Origin of the sequence: Actinomadura rudentiformis, assembly GCF_008923185.1 — a bacterium.
Lineage (GTDB): Bacteria > Actinomycetota > Actinomycetes > Streptosporangiales > Streptosporangiaceae > Spirillospora > Spirillospora rudentiformis.
The window spans coordinates 167,189-193,007 of the sequence record NZ_WBMT01000005.1; the positions used below are offsets into that span (position 1 = coordinate 167,189).

General features: G+C 69.9%; 18 protein-coding genes. 11 read left to right on the forward strand and 7 right to left on the reverse strand.

Annotated elements, in window-relative coordinates; all coding sequences use genetic code 11:
• Nucleotides 1-11 precede the first annotated feature (11 nt).
• Nucleotides 12-2,939, reverse strand: coding sequence for a glycoside hydrolase family 48 protein (locus F8566_RS12190; protein ID WP_225993093.1), 2,928 nt, complete (start codon nucleotides 2,937-2,939; stop codon nucleotides 12-14).
• A 301-nt stretch (nucleotides 2,940-3,240) separates the two neighbouring features.
• The gene (locus tag F8566_RS12195) at nucleotides 3,241-4,485 is read right to left on the reverse strand and encodes a LacI family DNA-binding transcriptional regulator (protein ID WP_225993094.1); all 1,245 of its coding nucleotides are present in this window, start codon (nucleotides 4,483-4,485) and stop codon (nucleotides 3,241-3,243) included.
• A gap of 227 nt (nucleotides 4,486-4,712) precedes the next feature.
• Here F8566_RS12195 and F8566_RS12200 point away from each other — a divergent pair, with 227 nt between their 5' ends.
• From F8566_RS12200 to F8566_RS12215, 4 genes are all read left to right on the forward strand, one after another.
• On the forward strand, nucleotides 4,713-5,492 hold the full coding sequence (locus tag F8566_RS12200; RefSeq protein ID WP_151560302.1) for a LolA-like protein: 780 nt from the start codon (nucleotides 4,713-4,715) through the stop codon (nucleotides 5,490-5,492).
• A 14-nt stretch (nucleotides 5,493-5,506) separates the two neighbouring features.
• Nucleotides 5,507-6,991: a cellulase family glycosylhydrolase gene (locus F8566_RS12205; protein WP_151560303.1), complete on the forward strand. Its 1,485-nt coding sequence runs from the start codon at nucleotides 5,507-5,509 to the stop codon at nucleotides 6,989-6,991.
• Between the two features lie 98 nt (nucleotides 6,992-7,089).
• Complete coding sequence (locus tag F8566_RS12210; protein WP_151560304.1) at nucleotides 7,090-8,811, forward strand: glycoside hydrolase family 6 protein; 1,722 nt, start codon at nucleotides 7,090-7,092, stop codon at nucleotides 8,809-8,811.
• A 233-nt stretch (nucleotides 8,812-9,044) separates the two neighbouring features.
• Nucleotides 9,045-9,782, forward strand: a complete 738-nt coding sequence (locus F8566_RS12215) for an alpha/beta fold hydrolase (protein WP_151560305.1) — start codon at nucleotides 9,045-9,047, stop codon at nucleotides 9,780-9,782.
• Between the two features lie 50 nt (nucleotides 9,783-9,832).
• Here the strand turns inward: F8566_RS12215 and F8566_RS12220 are convergent, their stop codons facing one another.
• From F8566_RS12220 to F8566_RS12240, 5 genes are all read right to left on the reverse strand, one after another.
• Nucleotides 9,833-10,042 (reverse strand): hypothetical protein, encoded by a 210-nt coding sequence (locus tag F8566_RS12220; RefSeq protein ID WP_151560306.1) that lies wholly within the window; start codon nucleotides 10,040-10,042, stop codon nucleotides 9,833-9,835.
• Between the two features lie 247 nt (nucleotides 10,043-10,289).
• On the reverse strand, nucleotides 10,290-12,872 hold the full coding sequence (locus tag F8566_RS12225) for a cellulose binding domain-containing protein (protein WP_151560307.1): 2,583 nt from the start codon (nucleotides 12,870-12,872) through the stop codon (nucleotides 10,290-10,292).
• A gap of 164 nt (nucleotides 12,873-13,036) precedes the next feature.
• Nucleotides 13,037-14,584 (reverse strand): glycoside hydrolase family 43 protein, encoded by a 1,548-nt coding sequence (locus F8566_RS12230; protein WP_151560308.1) that lies wholly within the window; start codon nucleotides 14,582-14,584, stop codon nucleotides 13,037-13,039.
• On the reverse strand, nucleotides 14,584-16,950 hold the full coding sequence (locus F8566_RS12235) for a glycoside hydrolase family 3 N-terminal domain-containing protein (RefSeq protein WP_151560309.1): 2,367 nt from the start codon (nucleotides 16,948-16,950) through the stop codon (nucleotides 14,584-14,586). Before F8566_RS12235 ends, F8566_RS12230 begins: the two co-directional genes overlap by 1 nt.
• On the reverse strand, nucleotides 16,922-18,010 hold the full coding sequence (locus F8566_RS12240; protein ID WP_151560310.1) for a LacI family DNA-binding transcriptional regulator: 1,089 nt from the start codon (nucleotides 18,008-18,010) through the stop codon (nucleotides 16,922-16,924). Before F8566_RS12240 ends, F8566_RS12235 begins: the two co-directional genes overlap by 29 nt.
• 270 nt (nucleotides 18,011-18,280) lie before the next feature.
• Between F8566_RS12240 and F8566_RS12245 the strand changes: the two genes are divergently transcribed.
• From F8566_RS12245 to F8566_RS12275, 7 genes are all read left to right on the forward strand, one after another.
• Nucleotides 18,281-19,576, forward strand: a complete 1,296-nt coding sequence (locus F8566_RS12245) for an extracellular solute-binding protein (protein ID WP_151560311.1) — start codon at nucleotides 18,281-18,283, stop codon at nucleotides 19,574-19,576.
• 7 nt (nucleotides 19,577-19,583) lie between these two features.
• Nucleotides 19,584-20,612: a carbohydrate ABC transporter permease gene (locus F8566_RS12250; RefSeq protein ID WP_151560312.1), complete on the forward strand. Its 1,029-nt coding sequence runs from the start codon at nucleotides 19,584-19,586 to the stop codon at nucleotides 20,610-20,612.
• Nucleotides 20,609-21,517, forward strand: coding sequence for a carbohydrate ABC transporter permease (locus F8566_RS12255; protein ID WP_225993095.1), 909 nt, complete (start codon nucleotides 20,609-20,611; stop codon nucleotides 21,515-21,517). The genes F8566_RS12250 and F8566_RS12255 overlap by 4 nt, the downstream gene beginning before the upstream one ends.
• 79 nt (nucleotides 21,518-21,596) lie before the next feature.
• Nucleotides 21,597-23,045, forward strand: a complete 1,449-nt coding sequence (locus F8566_RS12260) for a glycoside hydrolase family 30 protein (RefSeq protein ID WP_225993096.1) — start codon at nucleotides 21,597-21,599, stop codon at nucleotides 23,043-23,045.
• Nucleotides 23,042-24,154 carry a Gfo/Idh/MocA family protein gene (locus F8566_RS12265; RefSeq protein ID WP_151560313.1) on the forward strand — a complete coding sequence of 371 codons (1,113 nt, stop codon included), beginning with the start codon at nucleotides 23,042-23,044 and terminating at the stop codon, nucleotides 24,152-24,154. Before F8566_RS12260 ends, F8566_RS12265 begins: the two co-directional genes overlap by 4 nt.
• The gene (locus F8566_RS12270; RefSeq protein ID WP_151560314.1) at nucleotides 24,154-25,071 is read left to right on the forward strand and encodes a DUF6807 domain-containing protein; all 918 of its coding nucleotides are present in this window, start codon (nucleotides 24,154-24,156) and stop codon (nucleotides 25,069-25,071) included. The genes F8566_RS12265 and F8566_RS12270 overlap by 1 nt, the downstream gene beginning before the upstream one ends.
• On the forward strand, nucleotides 25,065-25,799 hold the full coding sequence (locus F8566_RS12275; RefSeq protein ID WP_151560315.1) for a cupin domain-containing protein: 735 nt from the start codon (nucleotides 25,065-25,067) through the stop codon (nucleotides 25,797-25,799). The genes F8566_RS12270 and F8566_RS12275 overlap by 7 nt, the downstream gene beginning before the upstream one ends.
• Nucleotides 25,800-25,819 lie beyond the last annotated feature (20 nt).

The following is a 25,819-nucleotide window of genomic DNA, read 5'->3' on the forward strand; positions in this document are numbered from 1 at the left end:
GCTCCCTCCGCTCACTCGTTGAAGAGGCGGGCGTAGTCGGCCATGGCCATGGCGATGTCTGCCTGCGCCCAGAAGCGGTGATACTTGAAGGCGGGCGGTGTGGAGCTGGCGCCGGTGGCGTAGGCCCAGACCCGGTTGTAGTCGGGGTCGCTCTTGAGGAACGAGCGGATGGACATGAACGTCGAGCTGGAGTTGATCGGGTCGCCGTTGGGCATCGTCCCGGTCCAGCCAGGGGGCACGTAGACCGGGTCCTTGACGCGGCTGTAGTCGGCCTTCGTTTCCGAGACCGAGATTCCCTTGGTGTCCTGGTGCTTCCAGAGCGCGTCGAGGAGGTTCTTGGCCGTCTGCTTGGCCTGGGCATGGTTGGCTCTGGCTGCGTAGGCGGTCAGGGTGCGGGCCAGGGCGGCTGTGGTGCCGACGTCGTCGGTGTGGTCGGCGACGGTGACGTGCAGGCCGGTGTTGGCCGGCGGCATGCCGGACGTACCGGACCAGTTGGCGTCCGGCTGGCCGCTCCAGCGGAGCGTGGAGGGCACTCGGTAGGCACCCGTGGCGGGGTCGGCGGTGGTCTGCGGCAACACCCAGGAGACCCACTTGTCGAGGATCGACTTGGCGTTCGCGTCACCGGTGACCTGGTAGTACTCGGCGACCCGCTGCATCGACCACACCTGGAACCCGAACCACTGGTTGCTGGGCGGGTCGTGGTAGACGGGCTGCCAGTCGTAGGCCATGCCGAAGAACTTCGTCAGGCCCGCGGGTGGGGCGCTGTAGCTGCCGTCCCAGCTGTTGGTCACGCCGCCGGCAATGGCGCCCTCGGCGGACTGCAGCCACTTGTAGAGCTGCAGCTGGCGGGTGAGGCTCGCCTGCCAGTCGGCCTTCGCGGTCGAGCCCTTGGGCGCGAGCGCCGGGTCGTTCACCAGAGCGTACGCGGCCATCGGGTTCTGGTAGCCGAAGTGCGAGGCGCCGTCGCCGATGCGCCACGACCAGCCGCCGCTGGTGCTCAGCGAGCCGCCCCAGGCGTAGTACCAGGAGAGGAGGTAGTGCGCGCTGTCCTTGCCGGTCGCGCCGGGGCACGTCGCGGCGGGGTAGCAGTTGCCGATCTTCTTGAAGTACTTGTCGAAGAAGGCGTAGCGCAGGTAGTCGCCCATCTTGCCGGCCTTGCCCACGGTCGCGGAGACGTCGCCGGCCTTGCCCTGCTCCTTGGCCCAGAGGTTCGCCCAGTACGCGGCCTGGACGGCACGCGCGTCGGCGTCCGGGGCGTTGGTGAACTTCCACTGCTTGGCGTAGCTGGCGTCCTTGATGAACAGGTCCAGGTAGCCGTTGGGACCGCCGTACTTGAACGCGTCGCACGTCGGCTGCGGGATCGTCTCGAAGACCGACTCCTGCGGGCCGCGCTGGTAGGTGTTGATGTACGAGGGGCCATCCGCGCTCGGGCCGTTCTCGCATCCGCCGCCGGGAGTGTTGCCGTACCCGTAGACGTTGTCCACGTCCTGCAGCCAGTGCATGCCGTAGATGTCGTCGGTCCCGTACGCGGACTTGAGCTCACCCGCGATCGGGTCCTGGCCTACCGGGATGCTGCCGTCGATTTGCGATGGATAGGAGGTCACCTGGGGGTGCTCAGCCGCGTAGGTGGCGGGCTTGCTCGCCTGGTACGAGGCGTTGGTGGGCTGGTCGGCGTGAGTGGGGATCATGTACTTCTCCATCAGCGCCCATGAGGCGTTGAAGGGCCCCCAGTCCTTGCTGACCTTGCCGTACATCGCCTCCAGCCAGATGAGGTAGCTGTAGGCCTCGGAGGTCGTCTCGTGGCCGTGGTCGGGGGCCTCCACCATGAACGTCTCGACCGAGTGGTACGGGATGCCCTCAGGGCTGAAGTAGCCGTTCGCCGGGTTCTTGATCTTGTTGTACTGGTCGATGAAGCGCTGCTCGTAGACGCCGCCCGTCCCGTCGATCTGCCGGACGGTCACCTTGGCCGCGGTGTACCCGGTGGCCGTCGAGGTGAAGGTGGCCTCCCCGCTGCCGGTCGCGGCCGCGGTGATCTCCACGTCCTGCTCGGCGGACCAGTTCTGGGGCGTGAAGGTGAGCGTCGCCCCGGCGGTGACCGACAGGCTGGTGACGCCCGCGGTCCGGGCCGTCGTCACGGTCACGTTCGCCGTGGGCGCCTCGGAGAGCTTGACGCCGTAGGTCGCCTTGGCACCGGACGCGAGGCTGAAGGAGGCCGGGCTCGTCACGATGCTCGCGCCCTGGGTGACCGTGATGCCGACAGGCGCGGACTCCGCGGTCGCGCCCGTGCTGTCGGTGACCTTGGCGTAGAGCGAGTGGTTCCCCGCCGCGGCCGGCGACCAGGACAGGGTGTACGGGGCGGTGGTGTCACCGGGGGCGAGCAGGCCGTCCTGGTTGTAGAACTCCACCTTGCTGACCGTCGCCCCTGAACCGGCGGCGGCCGTGGCGGCGAGCGGCACCGTGCCGCCCACCGAGTAGGTGGCGCCGGCGGCCGGGCTGGTCAGCGCGACGGTCGGCTGCGTCGAGGTCTGGTTGCAGCGGACGCCGTTGAACGTGAAGACGGCCGGGTCGTCGTTGGATCCGCTGTAGTTGAACTGCGCGCCGACGTTCACGGTGGCGCCGGAGGCGAGCGTCTTGTTCCAGGTCTCGTTCTCGACCGTCACCTGCCGGCCGGACTGCGACCACTTGCCGCTCCAGCCGTTCACGAGGGTCTGGTTGCCCGAGTAGGAGTAGGTCAGCTTCCAGCCGTCGACCGCGTCACCCTGGTTGGTGATGTCGAGGCTCGCGGTGAAGCCGGTGCTCCACGCGTTCTTCGTATAGACGACCTTGCACGCCACCGCCGCCTGGGCGGGGGACGCGGCGACGGCCGCCAGGCCGCCGCACAACAAGGTCAGCAGCACGCTCATCGCCGTGAACGCGCGCCATCGATGCCGTCTTCTCACCGGGATTCCTTTCATCGGGTGCCCTGGACAGGGCGATTGGGGACAGAGAGGGACCAGGAAGGTCGTGCCGGCAGGTCGGCGAACGCACGGTGTGTCGGTCGCTGTGTCGGCCGCCGCGTCAGGCGCCGCATCGTGCGAAGCGTTCGATGCGGCGCCAGACGGAGCGTCGGGCGGAGGCCGGAGTGCCAGGCGCGGTGCCGGCCGGTGGGCCGGGCGAGGCGCCGGGCGGGCGTCAGGCGGTGTGCCGGGCGGGCGTCAGGCGGTGTGCCGGGCGGGCGTCAGGCGGTGTGCCGGGCGGGCGTCAGGCGGAGTCGCGAATGATCAATTTGGTTTTGAGCACGACGCCGCGATCGGTGGTGATCCGACCCGCGATACGGGCGCGCAACTCGCGGACGAGCCGCGCGCCCAGTTCCTCCACCGGCTGCCGCACCGTCGTCAGCCGGGGAAGCGTGCGCTGGGCGATCGGGGCGTCGTCGAAGCCGACGACGGCGACGTCGTCGGGCACCCGGCGACCGGCCCGGCGCAGCGCGCGCAGGGCCCCGGTGGCCATCAGGTCGGACGCGGCCAGCACCGCGTCGAGGTCGGGCCGCCGGTCCAGCAGCCGGTCCATCGCGTGCTCGCCGGAGAGCGGGCCGAAGTCACCGTGCCCGACCATCCCGGTCACGTCCATCCCGGCCTCCCGCGCGGCCCCCCGATAGCCGGCCAGCCGGTCGGCGCCCGCGCCCATGTCCGCCGGGCCCGCGATGGTGGCGATGCGGGAGCGGCCGGTCGCGAGCAGATGGCGGACCGCCGCCCGCGCACCTCCGAGGTTGTCGACGTCGACGTACGGCAGGGCCGGATCGCCCAGCGGCCGTCCGGCCAGGACCACCGGGGCGCCCGCGGTCGCGTGCACCAGCGCCGCGGGATGGTCACGGTGTGAGCCGATCAGCAGAACGCCCGCCACATCCCCGCCGCGGAGGTAGTCCGTGGTCACCCGCCACTCGTCGGGCTTGCCCACCATGAGGATGGCCAGCGGGGCCCGGCCGTCGAGCTCCCGCCGGACGCCCCACAGCAGGCGGGAGTAGAACGGGTCGGCGAACACGCGGGCGCTGTCCTCGCAGAGCACCGCCGCGATCGCTCCGGAAGGGACCGTGCCGAGCGCGGGCTGGCGGCGCCGGACGTAGCCGAGGAGTTCCACCGCCTTCTCGACCCGTAGGCGTGCTTGGTGGCTGACCCTGGCTGAGCCGGTGAGGACGCGGGACGCGGTCGCCGGAGAGACACCGGCGAGCTCGGCGACGTGCGCGAGCGTGGGGGGCCTGCTATCGGTGATCGCCTGGCCCGCGGTGATCGCCTGTCCTGCGGTGATCGGCTGGCTCGCAGCGATCGCCTGGCTCGCAGCGATCGCCTGATCCGCGGGAATCGGCCGGTCCGCGGGAATCGGCTGGTCCGCGGGAATCGGCTGAGTTGCGCTGATCGGTCGGCTTGCGTGGATCGGCTGGCTTACGCGGATTGGCCGACTTGCGCGGATCGTGACGGCCGGGTCGGTGGACGGTTCGAGGATCGTCACGCTGGCACTCCCTTCGGGGTGCTCCGGCCGTCGGGATCGGCCGGAGGAGGGGAGTAGTGGGAGCGCTCCCAAGAATCCGTTCATGAGCGGAGACTGTCAAGAGCCGTAACGGGACTTGTGAAAAGCCGTGGAACGACTCTTTCCGCTCGGCGCCGGCGCGTTCTACGTTCACGTCGCAATCAGGAGTGGGAGCGCTCCCAAAGCACCGTCGACGCACAGGAGGTTCGATGCAGCCCTTGCCGAGGTCGGCGGTGCCGACGGTGGTGGTGGTCGTGGCGGCCGCATCGCTGCTCGCGTCCGGCTGTGGCGGGTCGGCCGACCCGCAACAGCGGGCCGCCACGACACGCTTCCCACACGACGCGCCCACCCTGCTCGCCGCAGGCACCGGCAACCTCGAGGGCTCCGCCTCGTTCCGGCTGACCACGCGGATCGCCATGCCCGCTGAGAAGGGGCGCGCGGCGTACCGGCTGGACATGTCGGGTGTCTGGGACGCCCGGCAGCAGGCAGGGCGGATGGACGGCGTGCTCAAGGGCGCGCGCGCCACGGTCTTGTCGATCGGCGGCACCGAATACGTCTCGGTGCCGCCGAACATCCGTAAGCGCACCGGCCGGACCTGGCTTCGGGCGGCCCGCGGCACCCGCACGTTCGCCGACTTCCCCGACGTTCACCGGCTCGCCATGGTGCTGCGCACCGCCGAGCGGCCGTCGGTGACCGCCGAGGCGGGCGCGACCTGGCATGTGCGCGGCACGATCGCCCGGACCGTCGCGCTGCGGAAGATCCCCGATCCGGCGGTACGGGCGTTCGCGTCCGCGCTGCCCGCCACGACCGGCTTCGACCTGTGGACCGACGACGCCGGCCGCCCGAACCGCATCCGCCTCACCCCGGCCGGCGACGCCAAGAAGATCACGGGGACCGTCGAGCTGTCGGACTTCGGTGCCCGCCCGAACGTCCAGGAGCCCACCGGCGCGCAGATTCTCGACTCCCTCCCCACGACCAAGCGCGACTGAAGGTGAAGGACGTCATGAGACCGTTCTCTGCCCGCACCGCGTCCTCCCGCACCGCGGCGGCCGCCTCGCTGGCCGGGGTCCTCTGCCTGGCGAGTTCCCTCGTCACCGGACTCGGCTCGCTCGGCGCCGCCGCCCATGCCGAGGTGTCCTGCAAGGTCGACTACACCAAGAACGACTGGGGCTCGGGCTTCACCGCCGCCATCGGCATCACCAACCAGGGCACGGCGGCGCTCAACGGCTGGGAACTGACGTACTCCTACACCGGGAACCAGAAGCTCACCAATGGCTGGAACGGGCAATGGTCCCAGTCGGGCGCGACCGTCACCGTCGGCAGCGAGGGCTGGAACGGCACGGTGGCCGCCGGGGCGACGGTCCAGGTCGGAGCCAACTTCACCTACAGCGGCACCAACACCGACCCGGCCACGTTCAGCGTCAACGGCACCACCTGCGGCGGAACGCCCCCGACCGATCCACCCACAGGCCCCGCGCCCAAGCTCAAGGTCTCCGGCAACACGTTCGTCGACGCGAACGGCAAGACCGTCGTCCTGCGTGGCGTCAACCGTTCAGGCGGCGAGTTCGCCTGCGTCCAGAACAACGGCTTCTGGGACGGCCCGATGGACGCCGCCTCCGTGGCCGCCATCAAGACCTGGCGTGTCAACACAGTCCGAGTGCCGCTCAACTCCGACTGCTGGCTCGGACTACCGAACGTCAACGCCGCCTACAGGGGCACGGCGTACCAGAACGCAGTCAAGAACTACGTCGGCCTACTGCTGGAGAACGGCATCACACCCATCCTCGAACTGCACTGGAGCAATGGCCTCTGGACGGGCTACAACAGCCACTGCGCCACGGCCAACGCCGAGTGCCAGAAACCTATGCCCGACGCGCAACACTCACCGGAGTTCTGGAAACAGGTCGCGAACACCTTCAAGGGCGACACCGCCGTCGTCTTCGACGTCTTCAACGAGCCGTACCCCAACAACCTCCAGGTCATGGACTACAACCAGTCCTGGAAGTGCTGGCGCGACGGCGGCGACGCGTGCCCAGGCCTGACCTACGAGGCGGCCGGGATGCAGGACCTGCTGGACGCCGTACGCGGCACCGGTGCCGCCAACGTCGTCCTGATCCCTGGCACCAGCTACTCGAACGACCTCAGCCAGTGGCTCGCCAACAAGCCGTCCGACCCCACCGGGAACATGGCCGCGGCCTGGCACTCCTACAACTTCAACTACTGCAAGGACGCCACCTGCTGGGACCAGCAGCTCGCACCGCTCGCCGCGCAGGTGCCGCTCGTCGCCGGTGAGATCGGCGAGAACACCTGCGCTCACTCCTACATCGACACGCTCATGGCCTGGCTCGACAGGCACGGCGCGTCGTACCTCGGCTGGACGTGGAACACCTGGAACTGCGCCAGCGGCCCCTCCCTGATCAGCTCGTACGACGGCACGCCCACGCCGTACGGCGCGGGACTGCGCGAGCACCTCCGATCCCTTCGCTGACCGGAGCACCGAGGCCGCTTGGCTCCCACTACGGACGGCCCCGGTGCCCGGCTCTGCTCTTCAGTCGCCCCACCACCCCCGAAAGGTTGCCGAACCGCATGACACAAGTACCGAAAAGCTCGCCATCGAAGAGTCCCCGTGGGTCGTGGCTGCGCGCGGCCGCGGCCGGCGCGGCGTCGTTGCTGCTCGCCGGCGGGGCCGTCGCGCTCACCTCGGCCCAGGCGGGCGCCGCCGCCGGATGCAAGGTCGACTACACCGTCAACCAGTGGAGCACCGGCTTCACCGCGAGCGTGGCGCTCACCAACCTCGGTGACACGCTCAACGGATGGACCCTGGAGTGGGACTTCGCCGGAGACCAGAAGGTGACGAGCGGCTGGAACGCCACGTTCACCCAGTCCGGCAAGCACGTCACCGTGAAGAACGCAGACTGGAACGCCACGCTCGCGACCGGGGCGTCGGCCAACCCCGGATTCCAGGCCACCTTCTCGGGCACCAATGACAAACCCGCGCAGTTCAAGCTGAACGGCGTGGTGTGCACCGGCACCACGGGCCCGACCGACCCGCCCACCGATCCGCCGGGCAACCGGGTGGACAACCCGTACGCGGGCGCCAAGGCGTACGTGAACCCCGAGTGGGCCGCCAAGGCGACGGCCGAGCCGGGCGGAAGCCGGATCGCCGATCAGCCCACCGGCGTCTGGCTCGACCGCACCGCGGCGATCCAGGGCGTGAACGGCGGCATGGGCCTGCGCGCCCATCTCGACCGGGCCGTCGCACAGGGCGCCGGCCTGATCCAGCTCGTCGTCTACAACCTTCCTGGCCGTGACTGCTCCGCGCTCGCGTCCAACGGTGAACTGAAGGCCGACGAGATCGACAAGTACAAGACGCAGTTCATCGACCCGATCGCCGCGATCCTCAAGGACGCCAAGTACGCGAACCTGCGCATCGTCACGGTGGTCGAGATCGACTCGCTGCCCAACCTGATCACCAATGTGTCGCCGCGGCCGACGTACACCCCCAACTGCGACATCATGAAGGCGAACGGCAACTACCAGAAGGGCATCGCGTACGCCCTCAACAAGCTCGGCGCCATCCCGAACGTCTACAACTACATCGACATCGGCCACCACGGCTGGATCGGCTGGGACGACAACTTCGGCCCGACCGCCGACCTGCTCGCCCAGGTGGCGCGGGACTCGGGCGCGATGTCGAACGTGCACGGCTTCATCACCAACACCGCCAACTACGGCGCCACGAAGGAGCCGTACTTCACCATCAACGACGTGGTGGGCAGCACCTCCGTCCGCGAGTCCGACTGGGTCGACTGGAACCGCTACGTGGACGAGACGTCCTACGCCCTCGGCATGCGCCAGCGACTCGCCCAGTCCTTCGGCAACAACATCGGCATGCTGATCGACACCAGCCGCAACGGCTGGGGCGGCGCCGCCCGGCCCACCGGCCCCGGCCCGCGGACCTCGGTCGACGACTACGTCAACGGCGGCCGGACCGACCGCCGCATCCACCTGGGCAACTGGTGCAACCAGTCCGGCGCCGGCCTCGGCGAACGACCCAAGGCGGCACCTGAGGCGGGCATCGACGCCTACGTCTGGATGAAGCCCCCGGGCGAGTCCGACGGTGCCAGCAAGGAGATCCAGAACGAGGAAGGCAAGGGCTTCGACCGCATGTGCGACCCGACGTACGAGGGCAACGCGCGCAACAACTACAACATGAGCGGTGCCCTAGGTGACGCGCCGCTGTCCGGCCACTGGTTCTCCGCCCAGTTCCAGGAGCTGATGCGGAACGCCAACCCGCCGCTCAACTGACGCTCCATGTAGCAGGCCGCCCAGGAATGTCCCTGGGCGGCCCGCTCATTTGCCTTAGCCCATCACGCGCCGAACGCGCCAGCCGACGGTCGTCGTACCGCGCTGGCCGCAGTGCCTCCTGCTCGCCTTGCGTTAAGGCATCAGACATTGGAGGTGCTGATCCTGCAGGGAGCAGTCGTCAGGACTTCCGTGGTTTGGAACGTGTCCCACGGGGGCGTCGTTATGCTCGCCTCGTGGGCGAGATCGTGGTGGTGCGCGATGGCTCTGGGCCGGAGATCCTGCTTGTGCATGGCGGTGCCGGCCCTCGGACGACGTGGGGCGCTTTGGCTCCGCTGGCCGATCGGTGGACGCTGGCATACGTCCATCGCCGTGGCTATCCGCCGAGTCCACCACCGCAGAAGAGTCAGGACTTCGAGGTGGACGCCCTGGACCTTGCACCACTGCTCATCGAACGCCCGCACGTTGTCGCCCACTCCTACGGCGTCCTCGGGACGTTGATCGCGGCCGCTGCCGCCCCGGGCAGCGTGCGCTCGCTCACCCTGATCGAGCCACCGCTCAACTACCTAGTCCCTGACGATCCCGAGGTGGCGCGGCTCGCGCGCATCGGCGATGGGGTCCTCACCCACGGCATGGACATGGACCCGACCGAGTTGCGGGAGTTCCTCCACCTGGCGGGCGCACCCATCGGCGACGGCCCGCTCCCCGAGCACGTCGTCGCCAGCGTTCGGCGGGCGCACGGTGGTCGGCCGCCCAGCGAAGCGCGCCCAAAGCTCGACGCGATCCGTGACGCCGGCGTCCCAGTGCTCGTCGCCTCCGGAGACCACACGGCCGCGCTTGAGCGGATCTGCGACGCTCTTGCTGATGCGCTCGGCGGCGAGCGCAGCGTTCATCCGGGCGCTGGTCACTTCGTCGCGGCAGCACCGGGCTTCGCCGAACGGCTTGAGACCTTCCTGCACAAGAGCGTCACGTAGCGAGCTCCTCCCAGCACGGTGGCAACGAGGATAAGAATCGCAGCGAACAACTAGCGTTCGTAGCAGACGGTGAGCCGGGCGACGGTGCCTTCGATCTTCCAGCGGTAGCCCCCGAGGCGTTCGCCGGTTTCGATGACCCGCCGCGCGATGGTCTGATGCCAGCCTGGCGCGCCAGTTGCTGAAAGGCCCGGCAGTCGTGAACCTTGGCCGCAGAGCCGCCGTGAGGGACTTCCGCCCTGATCGTGGACACCGGTTGCCATGCGGTGTTTGTAGACCTTCAGCCATCCGTTGCGTCCGCGCGGCGCTCTTGGTGGGACCTGGGGTTCCGGGCGGACGGCACGTTTGTGGAACGCCGTCCCGGACCGGCCGCGCGGGGGACGCGGGTGATGGAGATGGGATGCGAGCAGGGTTGAGGTCACCTTGGGGCGCTGTTCTGGATCAATCCTGGATGGCTGACCGGCTCATGATTGCGAAGGGGCGCTCTCTGAGTTCGGCGATGACAACGCGTTAGTCGGTGGTGCAGGTCGGGGTGATCGATGCGGTTGCGCCGCTGGCTACGAAGCCGAATGTTGTTGTGCCGTTGGCGGGGAGGGAGCCGTTCCAGGACTCGTTGGCCGCGGTCACGGTCGAGCCCTGCTGGGTCAGTTTGGCGCTCCAGTGCTGGGTGACCTTCTGGTCGCCCGGGAACGTCCAGCCGACCTTCCAGCTCTTGGTCGGTGTGGTGCTGGTGACCGTCACTTCGCCCTGGTGGCCGCCCTGCCATGAGCTGGTCGTCTTGTAGGTGGCGGTGCAGCTGGAGGGTGGATCGGTCGGTGTGGTGCTCGTGTCGCCGTAGATGATGCCTCGGCCGTTCGTGCCGAGGTAGACGCGGCCGTAGACACGTGGGTCGCCGGTCAGGGCCTCGCCCATGTTCCCGTATTGGTGCTGGTCGTCGTTCACACGTACCCAGGTGGCGCCGGCGTCGTCGGAGCGGAACAGGCCGGTGACGTTGTTGATTGTGGCGACGGCGTAGAGGGCCTGGTAGGTGCGGCCGGGGGCGGGCTTGCCGAATCCCACGTTTACGGCTTTGGACACGTTCGGGAGCTTGGTGAACGTGGCGCCCGAGTCGGTGGAGCGGAAGAGTCCTGTTTCACCGGCCAGCCATATGTCGCCTTCCTTGCCGGGTAGTGCTTTGAAGTGCACTCCGGTCGTGGGTAGGCCTGTGGCGGCGGGTGTGAAGCTCTGGCCGCCGTTGGTGCTCACGTAGAAACGTCCGTTGGAGAACGCGTAGAACTTGCTGGCGTTGACTCTGTCCGACTCGATGATGGCGTTGGCGGGGACGCCGGAGGAGGGGCTCCAGGTTGTGCCGAAGCCGGTGGAATGGACGACCTGCTGTCCGGAGTCGCCCGGTGCCCAGACGAAACGGGAGCCGTCTGCTGCGGCTGCGACGGTGCCTCCCTGGTTGACGCCGCTTGGTTCGGTGCCCTGGAACCAGTTGGCCCCGCCGTCGGTCGAGAACGCGACGTGGCTGTCGTTCGGCCGGTCGGAGTCGGTGAAGTTGCCCGTCCGCACCAGGATGTTGGGATTGGCCTCGGCGTAGTCCAGGCTGGTGGTGCTGGTGAAGACGGGTTGCGTGAACATTGTGGCGGGGACCGTGGTGAGGTCGGGGTGGCGGAAGCCGCCTATGTCGCCCAGGGCGCTGACCAGGGGCGCTCCGGAGGGCGGGCTGATCAGGTCCAGGACGGCTGTTTCTTCGAGGCCTTTCACCATGGGTTTGATGGTGATTTTGCCGCCCGCGTCCCATTGGGAGAGATTCTCGGAGCCGTAGATCGTTGCCCCGGTCCCGTACATCAGGCGGTCGGAGTCGAAGGGGTCGATCTCGACTGATTCGTTCATCCAGCCCAGCTTGGGGGTGACCTCGGGCGGTGACGGGTTGGCGCCGAACGTCAGCCACGGCACGGACGAGATGTCGTGGGTGTAGCGGAAGCTGCGGTTGGGGTAGCCGTTCCAGTCCCAGATGCGCGTCCAGGTCGCGCCGCCGTCGGTGCTGCGGAAGAGGATCATGTCGGGCCACCAGGACACCTGTGTCGCGACCATGAGGGTGCCGGGTCGCCGGCGGTCGACGGTCAGCCCGCTGTAGCCGAAGTAGTCGTCGGAACTGCTCGACGGGATCGGGCTGATCTGCGTCCATCCGCCGGTCTTGGTGTCGTACTTCCAGACGTCGCCCTTGGCGCCGGTGTAGGGGCCGCCGGTGTCGCTCGTGGCGATGTAGAGGGAGTCCCCGGCCAGCACGCCCTTGTGGGCGATGTAGCCGGTCGGCTGGCCGGCGAGGCGGGTCCAGGTCGCGCCCGCGTCGGTGCTCCGGTAGACGGTGTTCGCCTTGTCGGCTACGCCGGCGTAGATGGTCTTCGTGGGGGTGCCGGACGTGCCGGTGCTCTCGTCGAACGTCACCCATACGACGCCGGGGCGGTGGCTGCCATAGCCGTTCGGGTCGCTCGGGTCCTCGGCGTAGTCGCCGGGGTTGGTGAACGAGGAGACCTTGGACCAGGTCGCGCCGCGGTCGGTGCTCTTCCAGAGACCGTTGCCTTCGGGGGCGCCGAGGTAGAGCACCCGGTTGTCGTTCGGGTCGACCGCGAGCCGTTCGCCCATGCCGCGGCCCGGCATGTTGCCGCCGAGCTTGAACGGGAGTTCGGTGGCCTGCCAGGTCTTCCCTCGGTCGGCGGAGCGCAGGATCGCCCCTTTGTTGGGGTCCCAGGAGTTGGTGTACATCCCGGCGGCCACGTAGACCCGGTCGGCGTCCACGGGGTCGGCGGCCATGCTGACCACGCCGTTATAGCCCCACTTGTCCCAGCCCACCCAGTCGAGGAGCGGGATCCATGTCTTGCCCGCCTGGTCCCAGCGGTACGCGCCGCCGATGTCGGTGCGGGCGTAGATGAGGTTCTTCTCCTTGCGGCTGAAGACGATCCCGGGCACGAAGCCGCCGCCGTCGATCCGGACGTTCTTCCAGGAGTACGACTCGGCTGCCACTGCCTGTACCGGGGCGGCCGGTACCAGGGCCGCCGCGGTGATGGCCAGCCCGGCCGTGATGCCACCGGCGAGCGCTCTTCGCATGGACGGTTCCTCCTCGTACTGCGACTGGCCGGAGGATGGTCGAATCGCTTCGATGAGGCAAGGGTGAGGCCGGTCCGGATGGCGGTTTTCAGCGGCTGTGGGTGTTGGGGGCGGGTGTGAGCTGCGTCAACGTCCCGTTCCGGCGAATGAACGCGTGAAAGTCGTCACAGCGGCATGTACTCGAACCACGCGAAGTCTGCGACCCCATCGGCTGGGTGGCCCTGCGAACTGGCGTACATCCCGAGGTAGGCACCGGTGAAACCGCCGGCGACCTCGGAACTGAGCAGCCGCCCGTCGACCGGGTCGCCCAGTGACTGCCAGCGGCCGGGTTCCACGGCGTAGCGCATCTGGTACGACTGGCCGCGCGCCTCGACGCCCAGGTAGACGCGGCCCGGCGGCGCCGGCTGTTCGGCCAGTACCGTGTCGATGCCCTGCTCGCGCCGTACGACCTGCAATCCGTTCGAGCCGAGCACATGCCGAACGTGGAAGTCCTCGTTCTGGACCAGCGCCAGGCCCGCGCACGCGTGCTCGTCGGCAGGGACGAAGTCCAGCGCGGTGAACGCGGCGAAGTCCCGGTGTTGCTGCCGCCGCCCCACAAAGGAGGGGCAGTCGGTGTCCGCCAGGCTCTCCGGGCGGACCCGCAGCCGCAGATGTCCTGGGCGTTCGGTCAAGGTCCACCAGTGTTTGCGTGGGGTCCGCCGCACATTCCAGCACGGGGCGAGGTCCGGTGCGTCGAAGTGGTCGCACGAGGGTTCCGCAGGCCACCTGTGCTCGGGCAGGTCGGGCATGGCGTGGAGCGGCTCAACGGGCCCGGCCACCGGCCAGCCGTCCTCCCATCGGACGGGGGTCAGGAACGTCTCACGGCCCAGGTTGGCGAAGTATCCGCCGTACGGGCGGACGGCCAGGAGCACCATCCACCATTCCCCGCGGGCCGTCTCCACCAGGTCGGCGTGACCGGTCGCCATGATCGGTTGGTCGAGGCCGAGGTGCCGGTGGGTGAGCACGGGGTTGCGCGGGTCGCCCTCGTACGGTCCGGTGACCCGGTCGGCGCGGGCGGCGATGACGGCGTGATCCTCGGCGGTGCCTCCCTCGGCGGTGATCAGGAGGTAACGGCCGCCGATCTTGTAGAGGTGGGGCGCCTCTGACCAGATCGCGCCCCGCACCGCCCCGTCCCAGATCACGTGCTCCTCGCCGGTCAGCCGCATGCCCGCCGGATCGAACTCGCGCAGCCAGATCTCGGTGTGCCCCTTGTACCGGCCGGTGAGCCGGGTGGCGGTGAGCCAGGCGCGGCCGTCGTCGTCGAAGAACAACGAGGGATCGAAGCCCTCGCCCTCCAGACGGTGCGGCTCCGACCAGGGCCCGGCGGGGTCGGTGGCCGTCACCACGAAGTGCCCGGACCACCGCGTGCCGTCCACGAGCGTGCAGACCACGAAGAACGTGCCGTCGTGGTGGCGGATGGCGGGCGCGTACAACCCGCCGGACGCCCGCACCCCGTCGAGCGGCAGCTGTTCCGGCCGGTCCAGGACGTGGCCCAGCGGGCGCCAGTGCACCAGGTCCCGGCTGTGAAAGATCGGCAGACCGGGGAACCACTCGAACGACGACGTGACCAGGTAGAAGTCGTCACCGACCCGGCAGATCGATGGGTCCGGATGGCAGCCGGGCAGGACGGGGTTCTCGAACGGCGGGTTCTCGAACGGCGGCTTGCCGGGCATCAGAGCTGCGCGATGTGGACGGGGACGGTGAGGACCCGGTCGTCGCCCGGCTCCCGCACCGGTCCTTCCAGGGTGAACGCGCCGCGCAGCACCAGGTCCTCGTCCGCGCTGGAGCCGCCGACCGCCACCTCGATGACGCCGGGTTCCACGATGCGGCGCATCGCGGGCCCGGTGAAGGACGTGCGGTCGGCGTGCACCTCGAACTCGACCCGGGCGGACCGGCCGGGTTCCAGCCGGACCCGGGCCCAGCCCGCCAGCCACCGGGCCGGGCGCACCACCGACGCGACCGGATCGGACAGGTAGAGCTGGACCACCTCGGTGCCCGCGCGGTCTCCGGTGTTGGTGACGGTCAAGGAGATGTGCACGACGCCATCGGTAGGCGCCGCGGGATCGACGCGCAGCTCGTCGTAGGAGAAGCCGGTCCAGGTCAGGCCATGGCCGAACGGGTAGAGCGGCGTCGGGTCGACCGTGCTCCAGTCGTGGGGGCCTTCCATCCGGGAGCGCAGGTGGCCGCCGGCCGGATCGTCCGCGTGGCGCGGGAGGTTCATCGGGAGCCGGCCGGACGGCTCGGCCCGGCCGGACAGGATCCCGGCGATCGCGGGACCGCCCTCCTCACCGGGGAAGAACGCCTGGACCACCGCGCCGGCCCGCTCCGCGAGTCCGCCCATCGCGTAGGGGCGGCCGGATATCAGCACGATCACGGTGGGCGTGCCCGTGGCCAGCACCGCCTCGGCGAGCTCACGCTGGCGGCCGGGAAGCGCGAGGGACGCGGTGTCGCAGCCCTCGCCGGAGGTGCCTCGCCCGAACAAGCCCGCGCGGTCCCCGAGGGCGAGCACGCACACCTCGGCCTCCTGCGCGGCCCGTACGGCTGCGGCGATGTCGGAGTCCTGCTCTACCAGCAGGCTCGAAAGCTCCACCTTGATGTCTGCGTCGGGCATCTCCGCGCGGAGCGCCTCCGCCAGGGACGGCACGTGGACGCCCGGAGGTGCCTCGGGATGCTGGGGGCCCACATGGTTGGGGAAGGAGTAGCACCCCGTCATGGCGAGCGGGTCGTCGGCGAGCGGCCCCGCAAGGGCGATTCGCCGGGCCCGCAGGGGCAGGCCGCCGTCCCGTCCGCCCCGCAGGGGGAGGACGCCGTCGTTGGCGAGCAGCACCACGGATTCCTCGGCGAGGCGGCGGGCCAGCCTCCGGTGCTCGGGCGGGTCCAGCAGGGCCTCCGGCTCCGCGGTCGCCGCGAATCGTTCCGCCTCGTCCAGTTCGGCGCGCCAGCCGCCGTCGAGCAGGCCGAGCTCGGCCTTCATCGTGAGCACGCGGGCGGCCGCCCGGTCCAGCAGGTCCTCCGGGACGGCGCCGCCGCGCACCGCGGCGACGAGGGGCTCGCCGTAGCACCGTGTGGTGGGGAGCTCGACGTCGAGCCCGGCGCGGAGCGCGGCGGCGCCGGCCTCGGCACGGGATCCGGCGATCCCGTGCCGGCTTTGGAGGAACGAGACCCCGAAGTAGTCGGCGACCACCGTTCCGGTGAAGCCCAGCGTGTCGCGCAGCAGGCCGGTGAGCAGCCGTTCGTCGGCCGTGGCGGGCACGCCGTCCATGTCGGTGTAGGAAGGCATGACCGACCGTGCGCCGCCCTCGCGCAGCGCCAGCACGAAGGGCTCCATGACGACGTCGGCCAGCTCCCGGGGGCCCATCGCGGCGGGGGCCATGTTGCGGGCGCCGCGTGAGGACGAATAGCCGGCGAAGTGCTTGAGCGTCGCCACGATGCCCGAGCGCTCCAGCCCGCGGACGTAGGCGGTGCCGATCACGCCGACCAGGTAGGGGTCCTCGGCGACGCACTCCTCCGTACGCCCCCAGCGGGGGTCGCGGGCCACGTCCAGTACGGGGGCCAGCCCCTGGTGCACGCCCAGCCGGCGCATGTTCGCCCCGATCGCGGCGGCCATCTCCTCGATGAGCTCGGCGTCGAAGGAGGCGCCCCACGCCGGTGGGCTGGGGAAGACGGTCGCGCGCCAGGTCATGAAGCCCGTCAGGCACTCCTCGTGCACGATCGCAGGGAGGCCGAACCGGCTCGCGGCCGAGATCTGCTCCTGGAGATCACGCAGCCGGGCGACGCCGTCGGCGGGGGAGACCGGTGCGGTGCCGAACACCCGGGTGAGCTGGCCGAGCCCGTGCTTGGCCAGCTCGTCCAGGGCGGGCGCGTCCTCGCCGCTGTCGTCCTCCATCGGCGCGACCGGGGCGCCGGCCGCCGCGGTCATCGCCCAGAACGAGGAGAGCTGTCCCGCCTTCTCCTCGACGGTCATGCGGGCGATCAGGTCGGCGACCCGGTCGGCCACGGGAAGGCTGGGGTCACGCCACGGCTCGGCTGCGTCCGTCATGGGATCCTCCGGGGGATGCGGGCGGGCTGGGGGGAGACGGGACGATGGCAGGCGGCGCGGTGGAGTGCCGGATGCGCAGGTCGGTGGAGAGCTCGATCCGGGGCGTCAGCAGCGGCTGCCCGTCCAGCAGCTGGAGCAGTGTCCGCGCGGCGACCCGGCCCATCTCCTCCAGCGGCTGGCGCACCGTGGTGAGGGGCGGGGAGAGCCATTCGCACATTGGCAGATCGTCGAAGCCGACGACGCTGAGGTCTTCGGGAACGCGCAGCCCGGCCTGCCGCGCCGCCTGGTAGGCGCCCATGGCCTGCTGGTCGCTGCCCGCGAAGATCGCGGTCGGCGGATCGGGGAGCGCCAGCAGTTCCCGGGTCCGGGCGAAGCCGCCCTCGTGCCGGAAGTCGCCGTAACGGATCAGGTCCCGGTCGACCTCGACTCCGGCCCGTTCCAGCGCACTCCGGTATCCGTCCACCCGCGCCTGGGTGCACAACATGTCGGCAGGGCCGCCGATCATCCCGATCCGGCGGTGGCCCAGTGCGAGCAGATGGTCGGTGGCCGCCGTCCCGCCCGCCCAGTTGGTCGCGCCGATGCTGGCGATGTCGCGGTCGGGCAGGTTGACGGGGTCGATCAGCACCAGCGCCACCCCGGCGCGCTCCAGCTGCGCGCGCTGCTGCGCCGTCATCCGGGAGGTCACCAGGATCACGCCGTCGCTGTGGTGCAGGACCGGCAGGTTCTGCCAGCTCGGCGGGCGCGCGTCGTCCTCATGGACCTGGGAGACGACCACGCCGGTGCCGTGGACGGCGCACTCGGCCTCCACCCCGCGGAGGATCTCCACCGCCCAGGGGCTGTCGAGCCCGGCCAGCACCAGGTCCACCAGGCCCGAGCGCCGGGACCGCCGGGCGCCGCCCGGCGCGAGGTAGTTGTGCGAGCGCAGCAACTCCTCCACCCGCTCGCGGGTCCCCGGGGCGACATCGGTCCGCCCGTTGAGCACCTTGGACACCGTGGCGGGCGACACCCCCGCCTCCGCCGCGATCACCGCGAGCGTGGGGCGCGACGGCCGGTCGCTCATGGCCCTCCTTCGGCTGTTGAGCACGACGTCGTGTGAGCGTGACGTCTCGTGAGCATGACGACAGCGAACAGTATCGCAATGTTTCGAAGCCTCACACCCGTCCAGATGGGGACATAACTGAGGTCTTGACCCAGAGAATGCGCCTTCTTAGAGTTCCGGCACAGGGATGTTTCCGAGAATTTTCGAAACATTTTCGGCAGTGACTCCGCTATCAATCCACCTGTCACCGGCAACCTGTCACCGGCACAGCCCACCCCGTCAGGAGGCCCCATGGGCACCGAACCTCTCTCCCGCCGCTCGTTCCTCGCCGCCGCCGGGCTGGCAGGCATCTCCGTGCCCGTTCTCGGCGCCTGCGGTGGCGACTCCGACGACTCGGGCGGCTCAGGCAAGAAGGTCACCATCGAGTGGTGGAACATCGCCACCACCGAGCCGGGCCGGACGTTGTGGCCGCAGGCAGCCAAGGCGTACGAGGCCGCGCACCCCAACGTGCAGATCAAGATGACCTCGTTGGAGAACGACGCGTACAAGTCCAAGATGACCGCGCAGACCGCCTCGGGGAAGCTGCCGGACATCTTCCACACCTGGGGTGGCGGCGTGCTGGAGCAGCAGGTCGAGGCGGGCCTGGTCAAGGACATCACCGGAGGCGTCGCACCCTGGATCGGCAACCTGTCCCCGATCTCCGTGCAGCCTTACCAGCTCGGCGGGAAGACCTACGCGGTCCCGTACGACATCGGCATGGTCGGGTTCTGGTACAACAAGGCGCTGTTCGCCAAGGCCGGGATCAAGGCTCCGCCCGCCACGTGGGCCGAGCTCCTCGATGCCGTCCGGAAGCTCAAGAGTGCCGGTGTCACCCCGATCGCGCTGGCGGGCAAGGAGAAGTGGCCCGGCCACTACTACTGGTCCTACCTGGCCATTCGCATCGGCGGCGTGGCCGCGCTCAAGCAGGCCGCCGAGACCAAGGACTTCAGCGGCGCGCCCTTCGTGCAGGCCGGTCAGCGCCTCAAGGAGCTCGTCGACCTGGCCCCGTTCCAGAACGGCTTCCAGGGTGCCAGCTACCCGACGACCGACGGGCAGGCCGCCCAGATGTCCAACGGCAAGACGGCCATGGAGCTGATGGGCCAATGGGCTCCGAACGTGCAGAAGGAGATGGGCAAGGGCCTCGGTGACGACCTCGGCTTCTTCCCGTTCCCCACCGTCGCGGGAGGCAGCGGCGCCGCGACCGAGGTCTTCGGTGGCGGCGGCGGGAACGCGCTCAGCAAGGACGCCCCCGCCGAGGCGCTCGACTTCCTCAAGTTCTTCGCCTCGGTCGAGAACGACCGCAAGCGCGTGGCCTCCAAGGCGTTCCTGCCGATCGCCAAGGGCGCCGAGAGCGCGATCACCGACCCCAACCTCAAGACCGTGTCGCAGACGCTGAACAACGCGACCGGATTCCAGCTCTTCCTCGACCAGGCGTTCCCGCCCGCCGTCGGCCAGGAGGTCAACGACCAGGTCGCCGCGCTCGTCGCGAGCAAGGCCACCCCCGAGCAGGTCGCGCAGGCGATCACCAAGACCGCCAAGAGCCAGTAGCCGGCCGATGGCACACTCGGCTTTCAAGAACTCGGCCGTCAAGGACTCAGCCCTCGAGAAGCGGCCTGCCGGGAAGGCGACGGCGGCGGGTCCCGCGGGCGGGGGCCCGCGTGGCCGCACGGCCCGCCGCCGCCGTCTCGTCGACTCGGTGACGATCGCGGCGTTCCTGTCACCGGCCATGCTGCTGTTCGCCCTGCTGGTGCTGGTGCCGATCCTCTACGCCCTGTACACCAGCCTGTTCAAGTGGGGCGGCTTCGGTGCCCCGGAGAACTTCGTCGGCCTGGAGAACTTCAGGACGCTGTTCAAGGACGAGGTCTTCCTCGGCGACCTGTGGCGGGGCTTTGTCCTGATCGCGCTGTCGGTGGGGATCCAGCTTCCGTTCGCGCTGTCCATGGCCGTGCTGCTCAACCAGAAGCTGCGCGGCCGCGCGTTCTACCGGCTGCTGTTCTTCGCGCCGTACGTGCTGTCCGAAGTGATCACCGGTGTGCTCTTCACAATGATCTTCGCGCCGGACTCCGGGCTCGCCGACCACGCGCTGGATCTGGTGGGGCTGGGCGATCTCGGGATCACCTGGTTCGCCGACTCCTCGACCGTCCTGGTCACCCTGTTCCTGGTCATGACGTGGAAGTACTTCGGCTTCCACATGATCCTCTACATGGCCGGGCTGCAGAGCATTCCGCGGGACGTGCTGGAGGCCGCCGCGATCGACGGCGCGAGTGCCTGGCAGCGGTTCCGTCACGTCACGCTGCCGCTGCTCGGGCCGACGATCCGGATCAGCGTCTTCCTGTCCATCATCGGGGCGATCCAGCTCTTCGACCTGGTGTGGGTGATCACCGCGGGTGGTCCGGTGCACGCCTCCGAGACGATGGCGATCACGATGTTCCAGTTCGGTTTCAAGCGCTACCAGGTCGGCTACGCCAGCGCGATCAGCGTCGTGATGTTCCTGATCTGCTTTGTCTTCGCCCTCGTCTACCAGCGCTACGTCCTGCGGCGCGATCTCGAGGGCGCCGTCACCAGCATGCGAGGCCGCCGATGACGCTCTCCCCTCCCCGCCGCCCGCCACGCCACCGCGCGGACCGTCCCGGTGGCCGCCCGGCAGGCCGCCTTACGGGCCGCACCGCCGCCAGGGTCCGCGGCCTGTCGATGCACGCGCTCATCTGGATCGTCGGCGCGCTCATCGTCGTGCCGCTGCTGTACGGCCTGCTGTCCGGCTTCAAGAGCACCAGCGAGCTGTCCACCAACCCCTTCGGCCTGCCGGAGGACTGGGTCCCGGAGAACTACACCGGCCTGCTGGGCTCCGGCTCGTTCTGGCGGCAGATCTTCAACAGCACGTTCATCGCGGCGGCGACCGCGCTGGTGACCGTCGCGGTGTCGGCGCTGGCGGCGTACGTCTTCGCGCGCTTCGCCTTCCGCGGCCGGGAGCTGGTGTTCACGTTCTTCACGATCGGGCTGATGTTCCCGTTCGCCGTGGCGGTCCTGCCCCTGTTCCTCATGCTCCGGGCCCTCGACCTGCTGGACAACCCGCTGGGGGTGATCCTGCCGCAGGCGGCGTTCGGCCTGCCGATGACGATCATCATCCTGCGCGGGTTCTTCCGGACGATCCCCGGCGAGCTGGAAGAGGCGGCCATCATCGACGGCTGCAGCGCGTTCGGCTTCTTCTGGCGCATCCTGCTGCCGATGGCGCGGCCCGCGCTGGCCACGGTCTCGGTGCTGGCGATCGTGACGAGCTGGAACAACTTCTTCCTGCCGCTGCTGGTGTTCACCGAACCGGACTGGTGGACCATCCCGGTCGGCGTGCAGCAGTTCAAGGGGCAGTACGCGGAGGACACCGCCCGCATCCTGGCCTACGTCGTGCTCGCCATGGCGCCCGCGCTGGCCTTCTACTCCGTTGCCGAACGCCAGCTCATCGGCGGCCTCACCGCCGGCGCGACGAAGGGCTGACGCGATGAAGACGCAGGCTGACTTGATGAAGACGCAGGGCTGACCCGATGAAGAGGCGACCGATGGAACGGAGGAACGCATGCTGAAGCGCTGGACGATCCCCATGCTCACCGTCGTGCTCTGCGGGGGAACGCTGCCCGCCCAGGCCGCCGCGACCACGGCGACCACCGCGGCCGACACCACCACCGGAAGAGTCGATTTCTCGGCGCGAGCGCAGACGATCGACGGCTTCGGGTTCTCGCAGGCGTTCCAGCGCGCCGCGGTGATGCGCGGTGCCCGTGGCCTGCCGCCCGCCAAGCAGCGTGAGGTCCTCGACCTGCTGCTCAGCCGCCAGAAGGGAGCCGGCCTCTCGATCCTGAGGCTGGGCATCGGATCGTCGGCGGACGACGTGTACGACCACATGCGCTCGATCCAGCCGGTCGATCCGGGCGGCCCGGACGCCCCGCCGAAGTACGTCTGGGACGGTGACGACGGCGGCCAGGTCTGGCTCGCGAAGGAGGCCAAGGCGTACGGCGTCAAGCGTTTCTACGCCGATGCCTGGAGTGCCCCTGGCTACATGAAGGACAACGGCACCGACAGCAACGGCGGCACGCTGTGCGGCTTGGCAGGAACGAACTGCGCAAGCGGCGACTGGCGGCGTGCCTATGCGAACTACCTCGTGCAGTACGCGAAGTTCTACCGCAAGGAGGGCATCGCGATCACCGACCTCGGGTTCACGAACGAACCCGACCTGACGGTCTCGTACGCCTCGATGCGGTTCACTCCGGCCCAGGCGGTCGAGTTCACCAAGGTGCTCGGCCCCGTCGTCCGGCGATCCGGGCTGCCGATGAGGCTCGCCTGCTGCGACGTGGCCGGCTGGAAGGAGCAGCGGCCCTACACCGAGGCGATCGAGGCCGATCCGCAGGCACGGCGCTGGATCGCCACCTACACCGGCCACCCGTACGTCAGCCCGGTGACCGAGCCGCAACCGGTGGCCGACCAGCGGCGGCGTCACGTGTGGATGTCGGAGTGGTCGCCCAACGGGACCACCTGGAACGAGAACTGGGACGACGGCAGCGGGTACGACGGGTTCACCGTGGCCGAGGACGTCCACCGCACGCTGACCACCGGGAACGCCAACGCCTACGTCTACTGGTTCGGGGCGTCGCTCGGCACGACCCGCGGCCTGATCCAGCTCGACGGCGAGAACTACCGGGTCTCCAAGCGCCTGTGGGCTGTTGCCGCCTACAGCCGGTTCATCCGGCCCGGCGCGGCCCGGGTCGCCGCCTCCGTCGCCGACCCGGCACTGAAGATCTCCGCCTTCCGCAACCGCGACGGCTCCCGGGTCGTGCAGATCCTCAACTCCGGCACCACGGCCACCCGGGCCGACCTGTCCATCGGCCGGGCCGGGCGGGCGGCCGCCTATCTCACCGACACGGCGCACTCGCTGGAGCGCACCGGCGCGGTCACGACCGGACCCGGCGGGCGGCTGACCGCGCGCCTGGCACCACGGTCGCTCACCACGATCGTGCTGGACGGGGCCCGGTGACGTCACGGCCGGCCCGGCCGGCACGGGTGGCCCTGGTGGGGACCGGCGGCATCGCCGGGATCTGCCACCTGCCCGCGCTGCGCGCCGAACGGGACCGGGCCGAGCTCGTCGCGGTCATGGACGTGGACGGCGGCCGGGCCAAGGCGTTCGCGGCCGAGCACGGCGTCCCCGCCGTTCACGACGATCTCGACCGCATGCTGGCGGAGTCGGCGCCCGATCTCGTGCACATCTGCACCCCGCCCAGCGTGCACGCACGGCAGGTGGTGGCCTGCCTGGCGGCGGGCGCCTGGGTGTGGTGCGAGAAGCCGCCGTGCCGGTCGCTGGCCGAGTACGACTCGATCACCGCGGCCGAGAGCGAGGGCGGTCCGTACGCCGCGTTCGTCTTCCAGCACCGGTTCGGATCCGGCGCGGTCCGGCTGCGCGAGCTGATCGCCGCCGGGGAGCTGGGCAGGCCGCTGGTCGCGCAGTGCGTGACCGCCTGGTACCGCGACCACGCGTACTTCGAGGTCCCGTGGCGTGGCCGGTGGGACACCGAAGGCGGCGGGCCCACGATGGGGCACGGCATCCATCAGATGGACCTGATGCTGGCGACGCTGGGTGAATGGTCCGAAGTGCGTGCCATGGCCGGTCGCACGGACCGCCGGGTCGAGACCGAGGACGTGTCCCTGGCCATGGTGAGGTTCGCCTCCGGTGTCATGGCGAGTGTGGTCAACAGCGTGGTGTCGCCGCGCGAGGAGAGTTATCTGCGCTTCGACTTCACCGACGCGTCCGTGGAGCTCCGGCACCTGTACGGCTACGGCGACGCCGACTGGACCTACACCCCGGCCCCGCACGTCGCGGCCGACCGGGCCGGGATCTGGCCGGTGACGATCCGGGAGACGCCCAGTTCGCACACCGCCCAGCTGGCTGCGCTGCTCGACGCGTACGAACGCGGCGAGCGGCCCTCCACCAGCGGTGACGGCGCCAGGCGGACGCTGGAGCTCGTCGCGGCGCTCTACAAGTCGGCGTTCACCGGGCAGCCGGTCACCCGCGGCGAGATCGGGCCGGACGACCCCTTCTACCACCGGATGCACGGCGACGTGCCCGGATGGGCCCCGGAGGTCCCGTGATGACGCTGCGGCTCGACCGTTCCGATGACGCGGTCTCGGTCTGTGCGGGGGAGGTGGAGATCCTCCGGTACGTGCACCGGCCCGTGATGGATCCGTTCGAGGGACCCAAGCCCTACCTGCATCCGGTCCGTACCCTCGCCGGGGACGTGGTGACGGCTTACCGGCCGCACGACCATCGCTGGCACAAGGGCATCCAGATGACCGCCTCGCACGTCTCCGGGCAGAACTTCTGGGGCGGCGGCAGCTACGTGCGCGACCAGGGCTACGTGGACCTGCCGAACGTGGGCACCATGCGGCACGAGGAGTTCGTCGAGGCCGCCTCACACGACGACGGTGACCGGGTCCAGCTCGTCGAGCGGCTGAGCTGGCACACCCAGGGCGGCGAGCACTGGGTGGACGAGACGCGCTCTCTCACGGTCAGCGATGTCGAGCGCGGGTCGGTTGCCGGAGCCGCGTCGTACTCCCTGCGTTTCGCCACCTCGCTGCGCAACGTACGCGGTGAACCGCTGGTGTTCGGCAGTCCCGCGACCAACGGCCGGGAGCTGGCGGGATACACAGGACTGTTCTGGCGAGGCTCGCGTGCGTTCACCGATGGCCAGGTCATCGCCGCCGACGGGCAGGGCGGCCCGGAGATGATGGGGCGGCGTGCCCGCTGGCTCGCCTACGTCGGCCGCCATGACGAGGTTGACCGGAGTTCCACGCTGCTGTTCATCGACGGCCCAGAGGGCAAGGCGGAGCCCGCCGACTGGTTTGTGCGGACCACGCCGTTCGCCGCGGTGAATCCCTCGTTCGCCTTCCACCGTGAGCTCACCCTCGCGCCAGGGGAGACCCTCGACCTCACGTACCGGATCGTGGTCGCTGACGGTGCCTGGGACCGGGACCGGCTGGAGACCTACGTGGAGGCGCACCCATGGTGAGCACCTTCCCCGGCGGCGTCGGCGTGTCCGGGCTTTCGGTGTACGACTGGCCCACCGCCGACGGGCTCTGTGGCGGCTCCCCGCACATCCATCTGGCCTGCGCGGAGGCCTACGTCGTGGTCGGCGGAGCCGGGCGGGTACAGACCCTCACCCGGAGCGGGTCCGCCGAGATCCCGCTGGAGGCCGGGGCCGTCGTGTGGTTCACGCCGGGCACGATCCACCGGCTGATCAACGACGACGGTGCGCTGCGCATCGTCGTCATCATGCAGAACGGCGGCCTGCCCGAGGCGGGCGACGCGGTCTTCACGTTCCCCGCCGCCACGCTCGCCGACGTGGAGGCCTACCACCGGGCCGCCGCGCTCGCCGACGGCACCCACGTGCACGCCACCGGTGAGGACGCCGCGCGCCGCCGCCGTGACCTGGCGATCGAGGGATTCCTTGAGCTGCGGCGTGCGACCGAGGCGGGCGATCCGGCGGCGCTGGAGGACTTCTACCGGATGGCGGTCCGGCTGAAGGCCGCCCGGTTCGCCGAGTGGGAGGAACGCTGGCGCTCGGGCGCGCTCGCCACCGCCGAAGCCACAGGCGCGCAGCTCACCGCATTGCGGCGCGGCGACCACAGCCATCTTGGACGCGCCGTGGTGCGCATCGGCCAGACTCCCGAACCCGCCGGTCCCAGGCTCGGGATGTGCGGGCGTCTTGACCTCTACGACCTGGGAGGGGACGGCTGACCCGTGGCCGCCGGAGAACA

Coding starts and splice junctions, on each gene's coding strand:
- F8566_RS12245 (WP_151560311.1), top strand. CDS start 18,281: ATGGGCACCGAACCTCTCTCCCGCCGCTCGTTCCTCGCCGCCGCCGGG.
- F8566_RS12220 (WP_151560306.1), bottom strand. CDS start 10,042: ATGGCAACCGGTGTCCACGATCAGGGCGGAAGTCCCTCACGGCGGCTC.
- F8566_RS12260 (WP_225993096.1), top strand. CDS start 21,597: ATGCTGAAGCGCTGGACGATCCCCATGCTCACCGTCGTGCTCTGCGGG.
- F8566_RS12205 (WP_151560303.1), top strand. CDS start 5,507: ATGAGACCGTTCTCTGCCCGCACCGCGTCCTCCCGCACCGCGGCGGCC.
- F8566_RS12225 (WP_151560307.1), bottom strand. CDS start 12,872: ATGCGAAGAGCGCTCGCCGGTGGCATCACGGCCGGGCTGGCCATCACC.
- F8566_RS12275 (WP_151560315.1), top strand. CDS start 25,065: ATGGTGAGCACCTTCCCCGGCGGCGTCGGCGTGTCCGGGCTTTCGGTG.
- F8566_RS12250 (WP_151560312.1), top strand. CDS start 19,584: ATGGCACACTCGGCTTTCAAGAACTCGGCCGTCAAGGACTCAGCCCTC.
- F8566_RS12230 (WP_151560308.1), bottom strand. CDS start 14,584: ATGCCCGGCAAGCCGCCGTTCGAGAACCCGCCGTTCGAGAACCCCGTC.
- F8566_RS12210 (WP_151560304.1), top strand. CDS start 7,090: ATGACACAAGTACCGAAAAGCTCGCCATCGAAGAGTCCCCGTGGGTCG.
- F8566_RS12235 (WP_151560309.1), bottom strand. CDS start 16,950: ATGACGGACGCAGCCGAGCCGTGGCGTGACCCCAGCCTTCCCGTGGCC.
- F8566_RS12240 (WP_151560310.1), bottom strand. CDS start 18,010: ATGAGCGACCGGCCGTCGCGCCCCACGCTCGCGGTGATCGCGGCGGAG.
- F8566_RS12255 (WP_225993095.1), top strand. CDS start 20,609: ATGACGCTCTCCCCTCCCCGCCGCCCGCCACGCCACCGCGCGGACCGT.
- F8566_RS12270 (WP_151560314.1), top strand. CDS start 24,154: ATGACGCTGCGGCTCGACCGTTCCGATGACGCGGTCTCGGTCTGTGCG.
- F8566_RS12200 (WP_151560302.1), top strand. CDS start 4,713: ATGCAGCCCTTGCCGAGGTCGGCGGTGCCGACGGTGGTGGTGGTCGTG.